This is a genomic window from Streptomyces sp. TS71-3 (assembly GCF_018327685.1).
Taxonomy (GTDB): Bacteria; Actinomycetota; Actinomycetes; order Streptomycetales; family Streptomycetaceae; genus Streptomyces.
Genome location: NZ_BNEL01000001.1, coordinates 4,640,968 through 4,658,839, shown reverse-complemented (window position 1 = coordinate 4,658,839; position 17,872 = coordinate 4,640,968). Strand labels below are relative to the sequence as shown.

The 17,872-nt window shown below is 71.7% G+C and carries 9 protein-coding genes; 6 read left to right on the top strand and 3 right to left on the bottom strand.

Going from position 1 to position 17,872, the window contains the following annotated elements; all coding sequences use genetic code 11:
• The first annotated feature begins 231 nt into the window (after positions 1–231).
• Entirely contained in the window at positions 232–1,209 is a 978-nt protein-coding gene (locus Sm713_RS18795; protein WP_212910751.1) for a right-handed parallel beta-helix repeat-containing protein, read from the top strand.
• 258 nt (positions 1,210–1,467) lie between these two features.
• Here Sm713_RS18795 and rpsA read toward each other — a convergent pair whose 3' ends face one another.
• The gene (gene rpsA / locus Sm713_RS18790) at positions 1,468–2,964 is read right to left on the bottom strand and encodes a 30S ribosomal protein S1 (protein ID WP_212910750.1); all 1,497 of its coding nucleotides are present in this window, start codon (positions 2,962–2,964) and stop codon (positions 1,468–1,470) included.
• Positions 2,965–3,264: 300 nt separating this feature from the next.
• On the opposite strand from rpsA, the gene Sm713_RS18785 reads away from it, so the two are divergent.
• On the top strand, positions 3,265–4,323 hold the full coding sequence (locus Sm713_RS18785; RefSeq protein WP_374196005.1) for a class I SAM-dependent methyltransferase: 1,059 nt from the start codon (positions 3,265–3,267) through the stop codon (positions 4,321–4,323).
• 58 nt (positions 4,324–4,381) lie between these two features.
• A complete protein-coding gene (locus Sm713_RS18780) occupies positions 4,382–7,141 on the top strand; it encodes an ATP-dependent RNA helicase (protein ID WP_249416373.1) in 2,760 nt (919 codons plus the stop codon).
• Between the two features lie 240 nt (positions 7,142–7,381).
• Here Sm713_RS18780 and Sm713_RS18770 read toward each other — a convergent pair whose 3' ends face one another.
• Both Sm713_RS18770 and polA read right to left on the bottom strand, forming a co-directional pair.
• Positions 7,382–9,151: a lytic transglycosylase gene (locus Sm713_RS18770; RefSeq protein ID WP_212910748.1), complete on the bottom strand. Its 1,770-nt coding sequence runs from the start codon at positions 9,149–9,151 to the stop codon at positions 7,382–7,384.
• 459 nt (positions 9,152–9,610) lie between these two features.
• The gene (polA, locus tag Sm713_RS18765) at positions 9,611–12,358 is read right to left on the bottom strand and encodes a DNA polymerase I (protein WP_212910747.1); all 2,748 of its coding nucleotides are present in this window, start codon (positions 12,356–12,358) and stop codon (positions 9,611–9,613) included.
• Positions 12,359–12,995: 637 nt separating this feature from the next.
• Here polA and Sm713_RS18760 point away from each other — a divergent pair.
• The 3 genes from Sm713_RS18760 (at position 12,996) to Sm713_RS18750 (ending at position 17,812) form a co-directional block, all read left to right on the top strand.
• Positions 12,996–15,275, top strand: a complete 2,280-nt coding sequence (locus Sm713_RS18760; protein WP_212910746.1) for an FdhF/YdeP family oxidoreductase — start codon at positions 12,996–12,998, stop codon at positions 15,273–15,275.
• 161 nt (positions 15,276–15,436) lie between these two features.
• A complete protein-coding gene (locus tag Sm713_RS18755; RefSeq protein WP_212912104.1) occupies positions 15,437–15,922 on the top strand; it encodes a PaaI family thioesterase in 486 nt (161 codons plus the stop codon).
• 648 nt (positions 15,923–16,570) lie between these two features.
• Positions 16,571–17,812, top strand: a complete 1,242-nt coding sequence (locus tag Sm713_RS18750) for a branched-chain amino acid ABC transporter substrate-binding protein (RefSeq protein WP_212910745.1) — start codon at positions 16,571–16,573, stop codon at positions 17,810–17,812.
• Positions 17,813–17,872 lie beyond the last annotated feature (60 nt).

Sequence of the window (17,872 nt, the reverse complement as noted above, 5' to 3'; positions counted from 1 at the left end):
GCACCGCCTGGTCATTCCCGGAAGCGCAGGATGGCCCGACCCCGACCACCCGACCAGGTCCAGACCTTGACGCGGACATGCAACAGCCGTACGGTCACGACCAGGGAGTTCACAAACGCGCCCAATGTACATATACATGAACAGCGGCGCCGGACCGGTCCCGGCTGCCCCATGGGACCCTGCGCCGTCCGATCGACCCCCCATGAGAACGCAGACGGGAAGGCCACTCCTATGCGCACCCGAAAGCTGCTCATCCCGCTCGTCGCGACCGCCGTCGTCGTCGCCACGGCTGCCGGAGCGGGCGCCTCCACCGCCCTCGCCGCGCCGGACCGGTCCGCGGCGACCATCGAGGTCTCCACGGCCGCCGAGCTGAAGGCGGCGCTCGGCGACGCCTCGCCGGGCGACACGATCCACCTGGCGGACGGCACGTACACCGGGAACTTCAAGACCAGCACGGCGGCGACGTCGGCCGCTCCGATCACCCTCACCGGCTCCGCCCGGGCGGTGTTGACCGCGGGCGGCGGCTACGGGCTCCACCTCAACGGCGCCTCGCACTGGACCGTGAAGGGGATCACCGTCACGGGCGGCCAGAAGGGCATCATGATCGACTCGGCCGAGGGGGTGGTCATCGACTCGGTGACCGTGCACGACCTCGACATGGAGGGCGTCCACTTCCGCGACTCCAGCAGCGACGGCGTCATCAGGAACTCGAAGATCTACGACACCGGCCACGACGGCCGCGGCATGGGCGAGGGCGTCTACGTGGGCACGGCCAACACGCTGGACGACAGAAGCGACAACGTGCAGATCCGGGACAACGTCATCGGCCCGGGGGTGGGCGGCGAGAACGTCGACATCAAGGAGGGCACCACGGGCGCGGTGGTCTCCGGCAACACCTTCGACGGCAGCGGCCTGACCGGCGCGAACTTCGACGACTCCTGGGTCGACGTCAAGGGCAACGGCGTCGTCGTCGAGGACAACGAGGGCACACACACCACCAACGACGGCTACCAGACACACACCCAGCAGGACGGCTGGGGCTGCGGCACCGTCTTCCGCGGCAACACCTCCGACCTGACGGGTGCCTCGGGCCCCGACCAGCTCGCGATCCACGTCACCAACCAGAGCGACGACTGCCGCACCACGGTCTACGCCGACAACACGGTGACGGGCGGCAAGGGCCTGACCAACGTCGACGTCACGAACTGACCGCCCGAGCCCTGGAAGCCGACTCGCGCCCCGAAAGGGGCGCGGGGATGGGGGTACCTCCCACGCCTTTAGGGCAGTGGGGGAGCGAACAACCACCCACTCCCCGCAGACCGCAAACAACGGAGAGTCCCCTTGGGACCCGGCCGGCCGGAACGGCCGCGCCCACCGGAAGCGGAAACGGCGCTGGGGCCCGCACCCCAGATGGATGCGAGCCCCAGTACCAGTGTCCGTAACCGGCTCAACCCGAGCGGTCAGCGATCAGCTCTGGCCTCCGGCCAGCTTCTCGCGGAGCGCGGCAAGCGCCTCGTCAGAGGCAAGCGCACCGGAGTTGTCCTGCGACTCCGAGGAGTAGGAGCCGCCGCCGGACGCCGCCGGAGCCGGCTGCTCGCCGCCGCCCTCGGCCGCGGCCTGCGCGTCCGCCTCGCGGGACTTGATGACCTGCGCCTGGTGCTGCTCGAAGCGCTGCTGGGCCTCGGCGTACTGCGTCTCCCAGGCCTCACGCTGCTGCTCGTAGCCGGGCAGCCAGTCGTTGGTCTCGGGGTCGAAGCCCTCGGGGTAGATGTAGTTCCCCTGGTCGTCGTACGACGCGGCCATGCCGTAGAGCGTCGGGTCGAACTCGACCGAGGCCGGGTCGGCGCCGAAGGACTCGTTGGCCTGCTTCAGCGAGAGGCTGATGCGGCGGCGCTCCAGGTCGATGTCGATGACCTTGACGAAGATCTCGTCGTTGACCTGGACGACCTGCTCCGGGATCTCCACGTGGCGTTCGGCCAGCTCGGAGATGTGGACCAGGCCCTCGATGCCCTCGTCCACCCGGACGAACGCACCGAACGGCACCAGCTTGGTGACCTTGCCGGGGACGACCTGCCCGATCTGGTGAGTGCGGGCGAACTGCTGCCACGGGTCTTCCTGGGTCGCCTTGAGCGACAGGGAGACGCGCTCGCGGTCCATGTCGACGTCCAGGACCTCGACCGTGACCTCCTGGCCGACCTCGACGACCTCGGAGGGGTGGTCGATGTGCTTCCAGGACAGCTCGGAGACGTGCACCAGTCCGTCGACGCCGCCCAGGTCCACGAAGGCACCGAAGTTGACGATCGACGAGACCACGCCGGACCGCACCTGACCCTTCTGGAGGGTGGTGAGGAAGGTCTGGCGGACCTCGGACTGGGTCTGCTCCAGCCAGGCACGGCGGGAGAGGACCACGTTGTTGCGGTTCTTGTCGAGCTCGATGATCTTGGCCTCGAGCTCCTTGCCCACGTAGGGCTGCAGGTCTCGGACACGGCGCATCTCGACCAGGGAGGCCGGCAGGAAGCCGCGGAGACCGATGTCGAGGATGAGACCACCCTTGACGACCTCGATGACGGTACCGGTGACGATGCCGTCCTCTTCCTTGATCTTCTCGATGGTGCCCCAGGCACGCTCGTACTGGGCACGCTTCTTCGAGAGGATCAGGCGACCTTCTTTGTCCTCCTTCTGGAGGACAAGGGCCTCGATCTCGTCGCCCACGGCGACGACCTCGTTCGGGTCGACGTCGTGCTTGATCGAGAGTTCGCGGGACGGGATGACGCCCTCGGTCTTGTAACCGATGTCGAGCAGGACCTCGTCCCGGTCGACCTTCACGATGACGCCGTCGACGATGTCGCCGTCGTTGAAGTACTTGATCGTCTCGTCGATCGCGGCGAGGAACGCGTCCTCGTTACCGATGTCGTTGACCGCTACCTGCGGGGTGGTGGCGGTGGTCTCGGTGCTGCTCGTCATGTGGGAAAGGGCTCCGGTACGGACATTGAAGTCGTAGGTACTGCTTTGCGCCGGGAGCCCGTTTCGCTCTGATGAAGCCGGACAGCTTAGGAGGCGCGATCCTGACTTCTCACCGGGAACCGGAGGAACCGGAATACGCCTCGACAACCGAGGGGACATACAACAGATGCGAGCGCACCTGCTCCGTCTGAGGCGCGCAGGCCCGCAGCGCAACTTGTAGCATACGGGGGCAGCCGGACAGGGTCAATGCACGAAGAGGCACACCCGAGGCAGATCGCCACATATCCGGCACATATCCTGTTGCCTCAGGCCAGACGGGTCACGCACCATGCCGCATCGCCCGATCCCGGCGGGTCGCGCCGCGGGACCGGCAGCGGAGCTGGACCGGAGAATACGACGATGGAGCCGATCATCCAAGACCGCGATCCGATGCGGCCCGCACGGCGTTCCGCCGGGGAGAGCGCCGTCGCTTGGCGGCCGGAAACCGAGCCCGACACCGAACCGGAAGCGACCCGCCGTACCGCCTCGGCCGCGGAGAGCAGCCGGGCCAACCGCGGCTGGTGGGACCGGAACGCCGACGAGTACCAGCACGACCACGGCGTGTTCCTCGGGGACGACCGGTTCGTCTGGGGGCCGGAGGGCCTGGACGAAGCGGAGGCGGGGCTGCTCGGCCCGCCTGCCGCCCTGGCGGGCCTGCGGGTGCTGGAGGTCGGCGCGGGTGCCGCCCAGTGCTCGCGGTGGCTGGCGGCGCAGGGTGCGCGACCGGTCGCCATGGACCTCTCGCACCGGCAGCTCCAGCACGCACTGCGGCTCGCGGACGGGCCCACCGAGGACGCGCCTGCCGCAGGACAGGGCGGCTCCAAGGCCCCCGATGGCTCGCATGGCCCCAGCGGCGGGGTGCGCCTGGTGCAGGCCGACGCCACGGCGCTGCCCTTCGCGGACGGCTCCTTCGACCTGGCGTGCTCGGCGTACGGGGCGCTGCCGTTCGTGGCCGAGCCGGTACGGGTGCTGGCGGAGGTGCACAGGGTGCTGCGGCCGGGCGGCCGGTTCGTCTTCTCCGTGACGCACCCGATCCGCTGGGCCTTCCCGGACGAGCCGGGCCCGGAGGGCCTCTCCGTCAGCGCGTCCTACTTCGACCGGACGCCGTACGTGGAGCAGGACGAGGAGGGCCGTGCCGTCTACGTGGAGCACCACAGGACGCTCGGTGACCGGGTGCGGGACGTGGTCGGCGCCGGATTCCGGCTGGTGGACCTGGTCGAGCCGGAGTGGCCGTCCTGGAACGGCCAGGAGTGGGGCGGCTGGTCCCCGCTGCGCGGGAACCTGATCCCGGGGACGGCGATATTCGTCTGCGAGCGCTGAGGGCGGCTCCTCGCGGCCGCGGGAACGCTCCCCTCCGAGCGTCCGGGAGACTGGCCGCGTGATGCGTACCGATGCCGTGGACCGGCTGCCCGTCCGCACCGTGCTGCCCGAGCTGCGGGCCGCCCTTGAGGGGCCCGGCACCGCGGTCCTGAGCGCGGCCCCGGGCACCGCCAAGACCACCCTCGTGCCGCTGGCCCTGGCCGGGCTCCTCGGCGACGGTGCCCCGCCGCGGCGGGTCGTCGTCGCCGAGCCCCGGCGCATCGCGGCCCGTGCCGCGGCGCGGCGGATGGCGTGGCTGCTCGGCGAGCGGACCGGCGAGAGCGTGGGGTACGCGGTGCGCGGCGAACGCGTCATCGGGCCGCACACGCGCGTGGAGGTCGTCACGACCGGTGTGCTGATGCAGCGCGTCCAGCGCGACCAGGAGCTGGCCGGCGTCGACGCGGTGGTGCTCGACGAGTGCCACGAGCGGCACCTCGACGCGGACACGGTGGCCGCGTTCCTGCTGGACGTGCGCGCGGCGCTCCGCCCCGAGCTGCGGTTGGTGGCGGCGTCGGCCACGACGGACACCGCCGGCTGGGCGGAACTGCTGGGCGGCGCCCCCGTGCTCACGGCGGGCGGGGCCGCGCATCCCGTGGACGTCGTGTGGGCGCCGCCCGGGACGCCCGTGCGCCCGCCGCACGGCATGCGGGTGGATCCGGCGCTGCTCGCGCACGTGGCCGCGGTGGTGCGCAGGGCGCTCGACGAGCGGGACGGGGACGTGCTCTGCTTCCTGCCGGGCGTCGGGGAGATCGGCCGGGTGGCCGGACTGCTGGGAGGGCCACCCGGGATCGAGGTACTCCAGGTGCACGGCCGGGCTCCGGCGGCGGTCCAGGACGCGGCGCTGAAAGGCGGCACCGATCGGCGGGTGGTGCTGGCCACGTCGGTGGCGGAGTCCAGCCTGACGGTGCCGGGAGTGCGGATCGTCGTGGACTCGGGGCTCGCCAGGGAGCCGCGCACGGACCATGCACGCGGGCTCACCGCGCTCGCCACCGTGCGTGCCTCGCGGGCCTCCGCGGGCCAGCGCGCGGGCCGTGCGGGCCGCGAGGCGCCCGGCGCCGTGTACCGCTGCTGGGCCGAGGCGGAGCACGCCCGGCTGCCGCGGTTCGCGGCCCCGGAGATCAGGGTCGCTGACCTGACGGAGTTCGCGTTGCAGGCGGCGTCCTGGGGCGACCCCGGCGCCACGGGCCTGGCGCTCCTGGACGCGCCTCCCGCGGGCGCTCTGGCTGCCGCCCAGGAGGTTCTGAGGGCCCTGGGCGCGGTCGGCGAAGGAGGCCGGGCGACCGAGCGCGGTGCGCGGATGGCACGGATCGGCGTGCATCCCCGGCTGGCGCGGGCCCTGCTGGACGGGGCGCGGGAGGTGGGCGTCCGGCGCGCGGCGGAGATCGTCGCCGTCCTGAGCGAGGAGCCGCCGCGTGCCTACGGGGACGACCTGACGGCGGCCTGGCGGGCGGCACGGCGCGGCGGGGACGCCTCCGGGGACGGCTATCCCGCCCGGTGGCGGCGCGAGGCGGACCGGCTGAGCAGCGCGGCCCGGTCGGCACAGCGGGAGAGCGGGACGGGGCGGGGGAAGGGCCACGCCGCGAGCGAGAGGGAAGGTGGCGGCGGGGCCGGGGAGCCGCGGGCGGGGTCCGGGGACGACCGGGCTGCCGGGCTGGTGGCGGCTCTGGCGTTTCCCGAGCGGCTGGCGCGGGACCGGGGCGACGGCACGTACCTGATGCTGTCCGGCACCGGAGCCGAGGCGGCGGAGGGCTCGGCCCTGCGGGGCACACCCTGGCTGGCGGTGGCCGTGGCGGACCGTCCCCTGGCGCGGGCACACGCGCGCGTGCGGCTCGCAGCGCCGGTCGACGAGGACACCGCCCGGCGCGCGGCCGCCGCCCTGCACGGCACGGCCGAGGAGGTCGGCTGGTCGGCGGGGGACGTGGTGGCCCGCAGGGTGGAGCGGCTCGGCGCCGTGGAGCTGGCGGCCCGGCCGCTGTCCAGGCCCGCGCCCGAATTGCTGCGCTCGGCACTCCTGTCGGGCCTGAGGCAGGAGGGCCTCGGGCTGCTCCACTGGACCCGCGAGTCCCGGGAACTGCGCATGCGGCTGGCTTTCCTGCACCATCTCTCGGCGGAGCGGGAGGACGGCGGGAGCGGCGTGTACGGCGACGACGGGTACGCGCGCGTGCCGCACGGTTCGCCGGGCGCGCGCGTACCGGACGGTCCCCCACGCGTGCGCGTGCCGGACGGTTCACCATCGGCGGGAGATGTGCCGGGGGCCGGGGCGGGGCCGGTGCCCGCGCACGGTGAGTGGCCCGACGTGTCGGACGAGGCGCTGCTCAGGCGCGCCGGCGAGTGGCTGGAACCGGAGCTGGGGCGCGCGCGGCGCCGCGCCGATCTGGGGCGGATCGACGCCGGCGCGTGTCTGCGGCGGCTGCTGCCGTGGGCGTCGGGCGAGGCCGCCCGGCTGGACGAGCTCGCGCCGGAGCGCCTGGTGGTGCCGAGCGGTTCCCGGGTCCGGGTCGACTACGCGGATCCGCGGCAGCCGGTGCTCGCGGTGAAGCTCCAGGAGATGTTCGGGCTGGCCAGGACGCCCGTGATCGCCGGGGTGCCGGTGCTGGTGCATCTGCTGTCGCCCGCGGGCCGGCCGGCGGCGGTCACCGCGGACCTGGCGTCGTTCTGGCGGGAGGGGTACCGGGCGGTACGGGCGGAGCTGCGCGGGCGCTACCCGAAGCATCCCTGGCCGGAGGACCCGACGTACGCGGAGCCGACACGGCACACCAATACGCGGGCGCGCCGCTGAGCGCGCCGGCGCGTAACGGTCCCATCGGGCCGCCCCCGATTTCCGGCCGGACCGCCGGCTTTGGGCCTCCCCGGGCGGGCCACGTACCCCTCGGGCGAGGGCCGTGGCCCGACCGGGGCCAGGTCTCAGGCGGCGGGCCTCACACGCATGTGCCCCACCCGTGCCACCCGTGCCACCCGTGCCACCCGTGCCACCCGTGCCACCCGTGCCACCCGTGCCTTGAACGTGCCGGAGGCCGCCTCAGGCGCCCAATCCGCCGCTGGGCTGCTGCGAGGGCTCACCGGTGGGCTGGTCGTCGGCCTTCTGGACGGTCAGCTTGACGTCGAGGCTGGCACCGCCGGCCGTGGTGATGCGGAGCGTGAAGGTGCCGGTGGTGTCGTCGGCGTAGAGCGTGGGGAGCTTCAGGATGCCGTTCTTGTCGGTCTTGAGGGTCTTCAGGGTGCGGACCGTCTTGCCGGCGTCGTCCTTGAAGTAGGGGCCCTTGTCGTTCTCCATCGGAATGAGGGGGGACGCGATGAGGGTCGCGGTCGCCGCGACTCCGGAGGCCACGGCGCCCTGGTCGGTGGCCTTGACCTCAACCTGGTTCTCGAAGGTGCCGCCGGGCGTGCAGATCAGGTCCGTGTCGGTGGTCCTGGCGAGCTTGTCGGCCTGCCGCTCGGCGACGGTGGCGTTGAAGTCCAGGGCGGTCACCGGACGTCCGACGACGGTGGCGCGGACCGTGAAGCCGCCGGTCTTCTGACCCGCCTTGAGGGCGGGGGCCGTGGCGACACCGTCGGTGTCGGTCTGCACGGTGGCGACGGTCTCGCCGCCGTCGAAGGTCGCGTCCGTGTCGCCGACCAGGGTGAAGCTCACCCGTACCCTGCTGACGGGCTTGTTCTGGGCGTCCTCGGTGCGCGCCTTGATGCGCTGGGCGAAGGTGTCGCCGGTGAGCGCGGAGAGCGTGCCCGTGCCGGCGTTCTCGATCTTCGTGACGGTGTCGGTGGGCGTCTGGCTGCCGGTGTCCCCGCCGGGGCCGCTGGCGGGCGGGCTCGGCTGGTCCGTGGAACCGTCGCCCGGCGTGTTCGGCCCGCTGGGCTTGCCGGGGGTGCTCGGCGTACCGGGAGCGCTCGGCTTGCCGGGCTTGTCCGGGGTGGCGCTCCCGCCCGGGGTCGGGGCGCCCGGGGTCTGGTCGCTGCGGCCGCCGGGCTGGACGCCGGTGCCGTTGGGGACCTCGTGCGTGCCCTTGCGGTAGTACTCGTACCAGGACAGGACCGTGTCCAGGTAGTTCTGCGAGTGGTTGTAGGCGAGGATCGCGGCGTTCAGGTCGCCGGTGCCCGCCAGGTCGCGGCCGCCCGCGCACAGGTAGTGGCCCGCGGCGAGCGCGGCGTCGTAGACGTTGTTGGGGTCCTTCTTGCCGTCGCCGTTGCCGTCGGCGCCCCAGCCGGTGTGGTCGGGTCCGCCGAAGTTCCAGGTCGAGGGTATGAACTGCATGGGGCCGACCGCGCGGTCGTGGACGGAGTCGCCGTCGAGCGCGCCGCCGTCGGTGTCGTTGATCGCGGCGAAGCCGTTGCCGTCGAGCACGGGGCCCAGGATGGGGCTGAGAGTGGTGCCGTTCGCGTCGACGGCGCCGCCGCGCGCCTGGCCGGACTCGACCTTGCCGATGGCGGCGAGCAGCTCCCACCGGAGGTTGCAGCCGGGCTGCGACGCCGCGAGGGCGTCCGCGGCCTTCTTGTAGGCGTCGAGCACCGAGGCGGGTATCCCGGCCTCGGGGCCGCCGACCGCCGGCGGCTGGTCTGCCGCGGGCGGCGGCGCGGGGCTGTTGAGCGGCGGCAGGTCCGTGTAGTACGGGGAGTCTCCGGTCGCCGACGAGCTGTCAGGAGGAGGAGTCGTGGTCTCCGACGCCTGTCCATGGTGGCCGTCGTCGCCGGTCACGGTGGAGGCCTGCGACGCGGACAGTGCCGCGACCGCGGCCGCGGCCACAGCTGTGGTGGCCGCTCCCCTGCGAAGCCTCCTGCCGAAATGCGCCGCCATCCCTGTGCACCCCTCCGTTGGTCGACTTCCCTCCGCGCGCGTTCCCCCGGCACGGACGGCCCTCGTGACCCTACGGCAACTTGCTGTGCGCGGGCAGCCGTTCGTGCCCGAAATTCACCAGTTGACTACATGCGCGGCACCTGCACGTCAGGCACACGACGGTGCCCCGGAAACGTCCGTATGGTGCGGACTGCCGGGGCCGGCGGGCCGGGTGGGCGGCTCATCAGCGGCGAACCCGGGGCGCCTTCGCCGGCTCCTCGCGCTCCGGGACCGCGGGAGCCGGGGGCCCAAGAGGGGCGCGCGGGACGGCCCGTGCAACCACCCGCCGGCCGGCGAACCGGAACACGGCCGAAACGGCCTCCTGAGAGGGAGGGGAGGAGGCGCGGCCCACCCGTTGCGGGGCGCCGCGCACGGCCTTCACGGCGCGGACCTCCCGTCCTTCTCGCCCGGGACGGGGCCTCAGTGGGCCGCGGACTCCCAGTTGGGACCGACGCCGACCGAGACGTCGAGGGGGGCGCGGAGCTCGACCGCCGAGGACATCTCGCGGCGCACGATCTCCTCGGCCGCCGCCTGCTCACCGGGGGCGATCTCCAGGACCACTTCGTCGTGGACCTGGAGCAGCATCCGGGACCTGAGCCCCGCCTCGGTCATGGCGCGGTCCACGTTCAGCATCGCGATCTTGACGATGTCGGCGGCGGTGCCCTGGATGGGGGCGTTCAGCGCCATACGCTCGGCCATCTCGCGGCGCTGGCGGTTGTCGCTGTTGAGGTCCGGGAGGTAGCGGCGGCGGCCGAGCATCGTCTCGGTGTAGCCGGTGTCCCTGGCCTCGTCGACCGCGCGGCGCAGGTAGTCGCGCACGCCCCCGAAGCGCTCGAAGTAGGTGTCCATCAGCGCGCGGGACTCGGCGGCGTCGATGCCGAGTTGCCCGGACAGGCCGAAGGCGGACAGGCCGTACGCCAGGCCGTACGACATCGCCTTGATCTTGCGGCGCATCTCCGCGTCGACCTCGGTGGTGGCCACCCCGAACACCTGGGAGGCGACCGTGGAGTGCAGGTCCTCGCCTGAGGTGAAGGCCTCGATGAGGCCCGCGTCCTCGGAGAGGTGGGCCATGACGCGCAGCTCGATCTGGCTGTAGTCGGCGGTCATCAGCGACTCGAAGCCCTCGCCGACGACGAAGCCGCGGCGGATGGCCCGGCCCTCGTCGAGCCGGACGGGGACGTTCTGGAGGTTGGGGTCCGTGGACGACAGGCGGCCGGTCGCCGCGACCGTCTGGCTGAAGTTGGTGTGGATGCGGCCGTCGGCCGCGATGCACTTCAGCAGGCCCTCGACGGTGACCCGCAGCCGCGCCTGCTCGCGGTGGCGGAGCATGATGACCGGCAGCTCGTGCTCGGTCTGGCCGGCCAGCCAGGCGAGCGCGTCGGCGTCGGTGGTGTAGCCGGTCTTGGTCTTCTTGGTCTTCGGCAGGGCCAGTTCGCCGAAGAACACCTCCTGGAGCTGCTTGGGCGAGCCGAGGTTGAACTCGTGCCCCACGGAGGCGTGGGCCTCCTTCACGGCCTGCTGCACGGCCGCGGCGAAGGTCTGCTCCATGACCTCCAGGTGGGCGCGGTCGGCGGCGATGCCGTGGCGCTCCATGCGGGCCAGCAGGGCGGAGGTGGGCAGCTCGATGTCCGTGAGCAGGCCGGCGGCGCCCACCTCCCTGAGCCGGTCGCCGAAGGCGGCGCCGAGGTCGAGGATGGTGCGCGCCTGCACCATCAGGGCCTCCGCCTCCTCGTGGTCGTCGGTACCGAAGGCGAGCTGGCCGTCGGCCTCGCCGGCCGGCACCAGCTCGCGGCCGAGGTACTCCAGGGACAGGGCGTCGAGCGCGAAGGAGCGGCGGCCGGGCTTGACGAGGTAGGCGGCCAGGGCGGTGTCCATGCTGACGCCCTCGATCGCCCAGCCGTGCTCCGCGAAGACCCGCATGGCGCCCTTGGCGTCGTGCACCACCTTGGGCTTGGCGGGGTCGGCGAGCCAGCCCGCGAAGGCGTTCTCGTCGGCCTCGTCGAGCTCGGAGGGGTCGAACCAGGCGGCGGCGCCGCCGGCCGCGGCCAGCGCGATCTCGGTGACCGAGCCGGCGCCGAGCTGCCAGGTGTCGACCGTGGTCATGCCGAGGACGGCGTTGCCGTGCTCCGCGAGCCAGGGGGCCAGCTCGCCGCCCGAGAGCACCGAGCCGTCCAGCTCGATCCCCTCGGGAGGCGGGGCGGCCTCGGCCTCGGCGGCACCGGGGTCGACGGCGAGCAGCCGCTCGCGCAGCGAGGGATTGCGGATCTCCAGGGTGTCCAGGACCATCGCCACGGCCTTGCGGTCGTACGCGGCGCGCTCCAGGTCGACGACCGTCCTCGGGACCTCGACGGTGCGGCTGAGCTCCGTGAGGCGGCGGTTGAGCTTGACGGACTCCAGGTGGTCGCGGAGGTTCTGGCCGGCCTTGCCCTTGACCTCCTCGACGCGCTCCACCAGCTCCGCGAACGACCCGAACTGGTTGATCCACTTGGCGGCGGTCTTCTCGCCGACGCCCGGGATGCCCGGGAGGTTGTCCGACGGGTCGCCGCGCAGGGCGGCGAAGTCGGGGTACTGCGAGGGGCTGAGCCCGTACTTCTCGGCGAGCTTCTCCGGGGTGTAGCGGGTGAGCTCGGAGACGCCCTTGGTGGGGTAGAGGACCGTGACGTTCTCGCTGATGAGCTGGAACGAATCGCGGTCGCCGGTGACGATCAGCACCTCGAAGCCGGCCTCTTCGGCCTGGGTGGCGAAGGTGGCGATGACGTCGTCGGCCTCGAAGCCCTCGATCGCGAAGCGCTCCGCGTGCATCGCGTCCAGCAGCTCGCCGATCAGCTCGACCTGGCCCTTGAACTCGTCCGGGGTCGTGCTGCGGTTCGCCTTGTAGTCGGTGAACTCCTGCGAGCGCCAGGTCTTGCGCGAGACGTCGAAGGCCACGGCGAAGTGGGTGGGCGATTCGTCACGGAGAGTGTTCGCCAGCATCGAGGCGAAGCCGTAGATCGCGTTCGTCGGCTGGCCGGTGACCGTCGTGAAGTTCTCCGCGGGCAGCGCGAAGAACGCACGGTAGGCCAGCGAGTGCCCGTCCATGAGCATCAGACGGGGGCGGGCCTGCTTGGTCGCCTTGCCGGACGACTGCTCGGTCGGCTTCTTGCTCTTCTTCGATGCGTTCTCTGCCACGTGTCCGATCCTGCCACGGAGCACTGACACTGTGAGCCGCCGCCGGGGTGCCCTCGTCCTTCGGGGTCCGGCAGGGGTCCGGCTTGAGCCCGGCTGGGCTCGGGGGCCTGCCTCCGGCCAGGGGTGCGACCTGCCGGTCGCCACCCGCCCCGACGCGGATCTTCCGGTCGTGTTCGGATCTATCTGCTGCGTGTGGTTGCTCGCGCAGTTCCCCGCGCCCCTGGTCGGGCGGGGCTCGCCCCAAAAGAAGCTGCGGGAAAACCGCACTCCCAGCCACAAGCGCGACCCTGCCGGTCACCACCCGCCCCGACGCGGATCTTCCGGCCGCATCCCGATCTATCCGCCGTGCGTGGTTGCTCGCGCAGTTCCCCGCGCCCCTGGTCGGACGGGGCTCGCCCCGAAGGAGGCACAGGGAACCGTGACTCCTGCCACAGCGCGACCCGCCGGTCGCCGGCGGCCCGAAGGGAGTGTTGCGGGCTGCATCCGGATCTACCTGCCACGTTGGGTTGATCGCGCAGTTCCCCGCGCTCCCACCGGGGCACCGGACGCGGGGGTCCGGCTTGCCGGTGCGTCTGATTCGCGTGGCACGATCATGATTGCACCCAGGTGCGCAGCACACGCTCGAAAGGGAGCCGAGATGGCCAGTAAGCCGCCCACGGGCGATCCCGTTCAGGACGCCCCCGAGGTCGCTGAGCCGAAGCACGCCGCCGCGGGCCTGCCCGCGATCAAACACTCGCTACGCATCGCGCAGCAGCAGATGGGCGTGCGCCGCACGGCGCTCACCCTGCTGCGGGTCAACCAGAAGGACGGGTTCGACTGCCCGGGGTGTGCCTGGCCCGAGCCGGGCCACCGGCACGCGGCGGAGTTCTGCGAGAACGGCGCGAAGGCGGTCGCGGAGGAGGCGACGCTGCGGCGGGTGACGCCGGACTTCTTCGCCGCGCACACGGTGGCCGACCTCGCGAACCGCAGTGGCTACTGGCTGGGGCAGCAGGGCCGCCTCACCCAGCCGATGTACCTGGCGGAGGGCGCGGAGCGGTACGAGCCGGTGTCCTGGGAGCAGGCTTTCGACATCGTTGCCGAGGAGCTGACGGGGCTCTCCTCTCCCGACGAGGCGGTCTTCTACACCTCGGGGCGCACCAGCAACGAGGCGGCGTTCCTCTACCAGCTCTTCGTGCGGGAGTTCGGCACGAACAACCTGCCGGACTGCTCCAACATGTGCCACGAGTCGTCCGGCTCCGCGCTCGTCGAGACCCTGGGCGTCGGCAAGGGCAGCGTGCTGCTGGAGGACCTGTACAAGGCGGACCTGATCGTCGTCGCCGGGCAGAACCCGGGCACCAACCACCCCCGGATGCTCTCCGCGCTGGAGAAGGCCAAAGCGAACGGCGCCCGGATCATCACCGTCAACCCGCTGCCCGAGGCGGGCCTGGAGCGCTTCAAGAACCCGCAGACGCCGAAGGGCCTGACCAGGGGCGCCGCGCTCACCGATCTCTTCCTCCAGATCCGGCTCGGCGGCGACCAGGCGCTCTTCCGGCTGCTGAACAAGCTGATCATCGAGACGGAGGGTGCGCTCGACGAGGAGTTCGTCCGCACGCACACGCACGGCTACGAGGCGTTCGAGAAGACCGCGCTGGCCGCGGAGTGGGACGAGACGCTGGCCGCGACGGGCCTGGAGCGCCACGAGATCGAGCAGACCCTGAGGATGGTGCTGGAGTCCGAGCGCACCGTCGTCTGCTGGGCCATGGGCCTCACCCAGCACAGGCACTCCGTGCCCACCATCCGCGAGGTGGTGAACTTCCTGCTGCTGCGCGGGAACGTCGGCCGCCCGGGCGCCGGCGTGTGCCCGGTGCGCGGGCACTCCAACGTGCAGGGCGACCGCACGATGGGCATCTTCGAGCGTCCTGACAAGGGCCTGCTGGACGCCCTGGAGCGCGAGTTCGGCTTCGCGCCGCCCCGGGAGCACGGCTACGACGTGGTGCGGGCCATCCGGGCGCTGCGCGACGGCGAGGCGAAGGTGTTCTTCGCGATGGGCGGCAACTTCGTCTCGGCCTCGCCGGACACGGAGGTCACCGAGGCGGCGATGCGCCGGGCCCGGCTGACGGTGCACGTCTCCACCAAGCTGAACCGCTCGCACGCCGTGACGGGGGCGCGCGCGCTGATCCTGCCGACCCTGGGCCGCACCGAGCGCGATCTCCAGGGCGGTGGCGAGCAGTTCGTCACGGTGGAGGACTCCATGGGCATGGTGCACGCCTCGCGGGGCCGCCTGGAGCCGGCGAGCGCGCACCTGCTGTCGGAACCGGCGATCGTGTGCCGACTCGCCCGCAGGGTGCTGGGCCACGAGTCGCTCACGCCCTGGGAGGAGTTCGAGAAGGACTACGCGGCGGTCCGGGACCGCATCGCGCGCGTGATCCCCGGCTTCGAGGACTTCAACGCGCGCGTGGCCGCGCCCGAGGGGTTCGCGCTGCCGCACGCCCCGCGCGACGAGCGGCGCTTCCCGACGACCACGGGCCGGGCCAACTTCACCTCGGCGGAGGTCGAGTACCCGCACCTGCCCCAGGGCCGGCTGCTGCTCCAGACGCTGCGCTCGCACGACCAGTACAACACCACGATCTACGGCCTCGACGACCGCTACCGCGGCATCAAGAACGGCCGCAGGGTGGTCCTGGTCAACCCCGAGGACGCGGCGGCGCTCGGCCTGGCCGATGGCGTGTACACGGATCTGGTCAGCGAGTGGGAGGACGGCGTGGAGCGGCGGGCGCCCGGTTTCCGGGTGGTGCACTACCCCACCGCGCGCGGGTGTGCCGCCGCGTACTACCCCGAGACGAACGTGCTGGTCCCGCTGGACTCGACCGCCGACACCAGCAACACGCCGACGAGCAAGTCGGTGGTCGTGCGCCTGGAGCGGTCCGCCGTGGCTTAGGGCCTGCCGTCAAGCTCCTGTCGGCCGTGCGACACGGCTCCCGTCCGCCGTGCGACCAGGCTCCGTCCCCCGTGCGACGTCAGGCCCTAAGCACTTGCTCAGCGGCGTCCTGGCGTATGAGATGGGGCAGCAACACGCACCCGAGGATCGGAGCCTGGCAGATGGGCGAGCAGGGCGGCGCGCCGCGCACCGTGAAGTTTCCGCAGGAGGTCATCGAGGAGTACGCAGCGTCCGGGATCGACCTGCCCGCGATGTTCTCGCCGGGCGCGCTCGACACCCGGATGGGCATCGAGGTCAAGGAGGCCTCGGCGGAGCGGGTGGTGGGCACCATGCCGGTCGAGGGCAACACCCAGCCGTACGGCCTGCTGCACGGCGGGGCCTCCGCGGTGCTGGCCGAGACGCTCGGCTCGGTCGGCACGATGCTGCACGGCGGGCCGAGCCGCGTGGCGGTGGGCGTCGACCTCAACTGCACCCACCACAGGGGCGCGCGCTCCGGCCTGGTCACCGGTGTCGCGACCCCCGTGCACCGGGGCCGCTCCATGGCCACGTACGAGATCGTGATCACCGACGAGGAGGAGAACCGGGTCTGCACCGCCCGCCTCACCTGCATGCTGCGCGAGACGGCGACGAACGGCAGCGCCGCCTGAGCGCGACGGGCGGCTTCACCCCGCGCGCCTCGCCCGGTGCCCGAACCCGGGCGAGGCGGCCGTGTCCGGCACGTCAGCGTGGCCCCTACACCCATCCACCGGCCCATCCACCCGACGGCCAAGCCCCGCACCGGCACCGGGCGTTGGCAAACCCGGGCACACCGCTGCCCGGTGGCGCGGAGGAAGAACCGGGCACAGGGCCGCCATCCGGTTGGCCGTCCGTGAATGGGCAATGGCCCCACGGAATGTCTGACTTCCTTTCCCGGACCTAACACTGCGTAATACGGTTGCAAAGCAGGGCGGAGTTTCATCCAGGCTTCATGGACGCTTTGGAAGCCTTCCAAGGCCACCACAGAGCAGCCCCACGAGCGGCCGCGTCATGACCAAAACCCCCGGACAGTCCTGCAGGTTCTCAACTGGTGGACAGAACGCCGCGAAGCATCCACACTCATCCGTCCCTTTTAGCGCAGCATTTAGGTCAGGTCATAACAAGAACGTCACAGCATCGGCGTGGACACTCCACTGTCTTCAAACCCCCGTTTAGAGTCACAGCCAGTCACCGCGCCACCGGATTCATTGTCAGTTCGGTTCTCGCGCTCGACCCGGTCGCCCCACAAGGGAGCGCCGCGCCCTGGGAAAGGACTGATCGTGCGCCAACGTTCGCTCATAGCCATCACCGCCGTGCTCTCCGCGGGAGCTCTCACGCTCACTGCCTGCGGTTCGCGCGACAAGAAGGACGACAGCAGTGGTGGCGACGGCGGCACCACGGTCGTCATCGGTGTTGACGCCCCGCTGACCGGCCAGAACTCGGCCACCGGCCTCGGCATCCAGTTCGGCACGCAGATCGCCGTCGACGAGGCCAACGCGAAGAAGACCGTCCCCGGCGTGACCTTCAAGGTGCAGGCCCTCGACGACAAGGCGCTGCCCGCCACCGGCCAGCAGAACGCCTCCCAGCTCGTCGCCAACAAGAAGGCGCTGGCCGTCATCGGCCCCCTCAACTCGGGCGTCGCCACCTCGATGCAGCAGACGTTCGCGGCCGCCAACATGGCCGAGATCTCGCCCGCCAACACGGCCCCGGAGCTCACCCAGGGCAAGAACTGGCAGACCTCGAAGAAGCGGCCGTTCAAGACGTACTTCCGCACCGCCACCACGGACGCCCTCCAGGGTGGCTTCGCCGCCCAGTACGCGGTGAAGACGCTCGGCAAGAAGAAGCTCTTCGTCGTCGACGACAAGCAGACCTACGGCGCCGGCCTGGCCAAGCTCTTCAAGTCGAACGCCCTGAAGCTCGGCGGCAAGGTCATCGGTGAGGACCACGTCAACACCGGCGACCGCGACTTCTCCAGCCTGGTCACCAAGATCAAGAACTCGGGCGCCGACATGGTCTACTACGGCGGCCAGTACGACGAGTCCCAGGTCATCACCAAGCAGCTGAAGGACGCCGGCGCCAAGATCCCGCTGTTCGGCGGCGACGGCATGTTCTCGGACACCTACATCAAGACCGCGGGCAAGGCCGCCGAGGGCGACCTCGCCACCTCCGTCGGCGTCCCGCTCGACACCGTCGACGCCGCGAAGAGCTTCATCAAGACCTACAAGGACAAGAAGTACCCCGGCGACTACGGCACCTACGGCGGCTACTCGTACGACGCCGCCAACGCCGTGATCAAGGCGGTCGGCGAGGTCGTCAAGGCCAACAGCAACAAGCTCCCCGACGACCTCGACAAGAACCGCGCGGACGTGGTCGCCGCCGTCCAGAAGACCAACTTCCAGGGCATCGCCGGCCCCGTCGCCTTCGACGAGTACGGCGACACGGTCAACAAGCAGCTCACCGTCTACCAGGTCAAGAGCGGCAAGTGGACCGCCGTGAAGAGCGGCACCTTCAACGCCGGCTGACCCTCCCGCGGTCGGCCGGCACCGGCTGACCTCCCGCGCCCGGCGCGGACCGCACCACGC

Coding starts and splice junctions, on each gene's coding strand:
- Sm713_RS18795 (WP_212910751.1), top strand. CDS start 232: ATGCGCACCCGAAAGCTGCTCATCCCGCTCGTCGCGACCGCCGTCGTC.
- rpsA (WP_212910750.1), bottom strand. CDS start 2,964: ATGACGAGCAGCACCGAGACCACCGCCACCACCCCGCAGGTAGCGGTC.
- Sm713_RS18770 (WP_212910748.1), bottom strand. CDS start 9,151: ATGGCGGCGCATTTCGGCAGGAGGCTTCGCAGGGGAGCGGCCACCACA.
- Sm713_RS18760 (WP_212910746.1), top strand. CDS start 12,996: ATGGCCAGTAAGCCGCCCACGGGCGATCCCGTTCAGGACGCCCCCGAG.
- Sm713_RS18755 (WP_212912104.1), top strand. CDS start 15,437: ATGGGCGAGCAGGGCGGCGCGCCGCGCACCGTGAAGTTTCCGCAGGAG.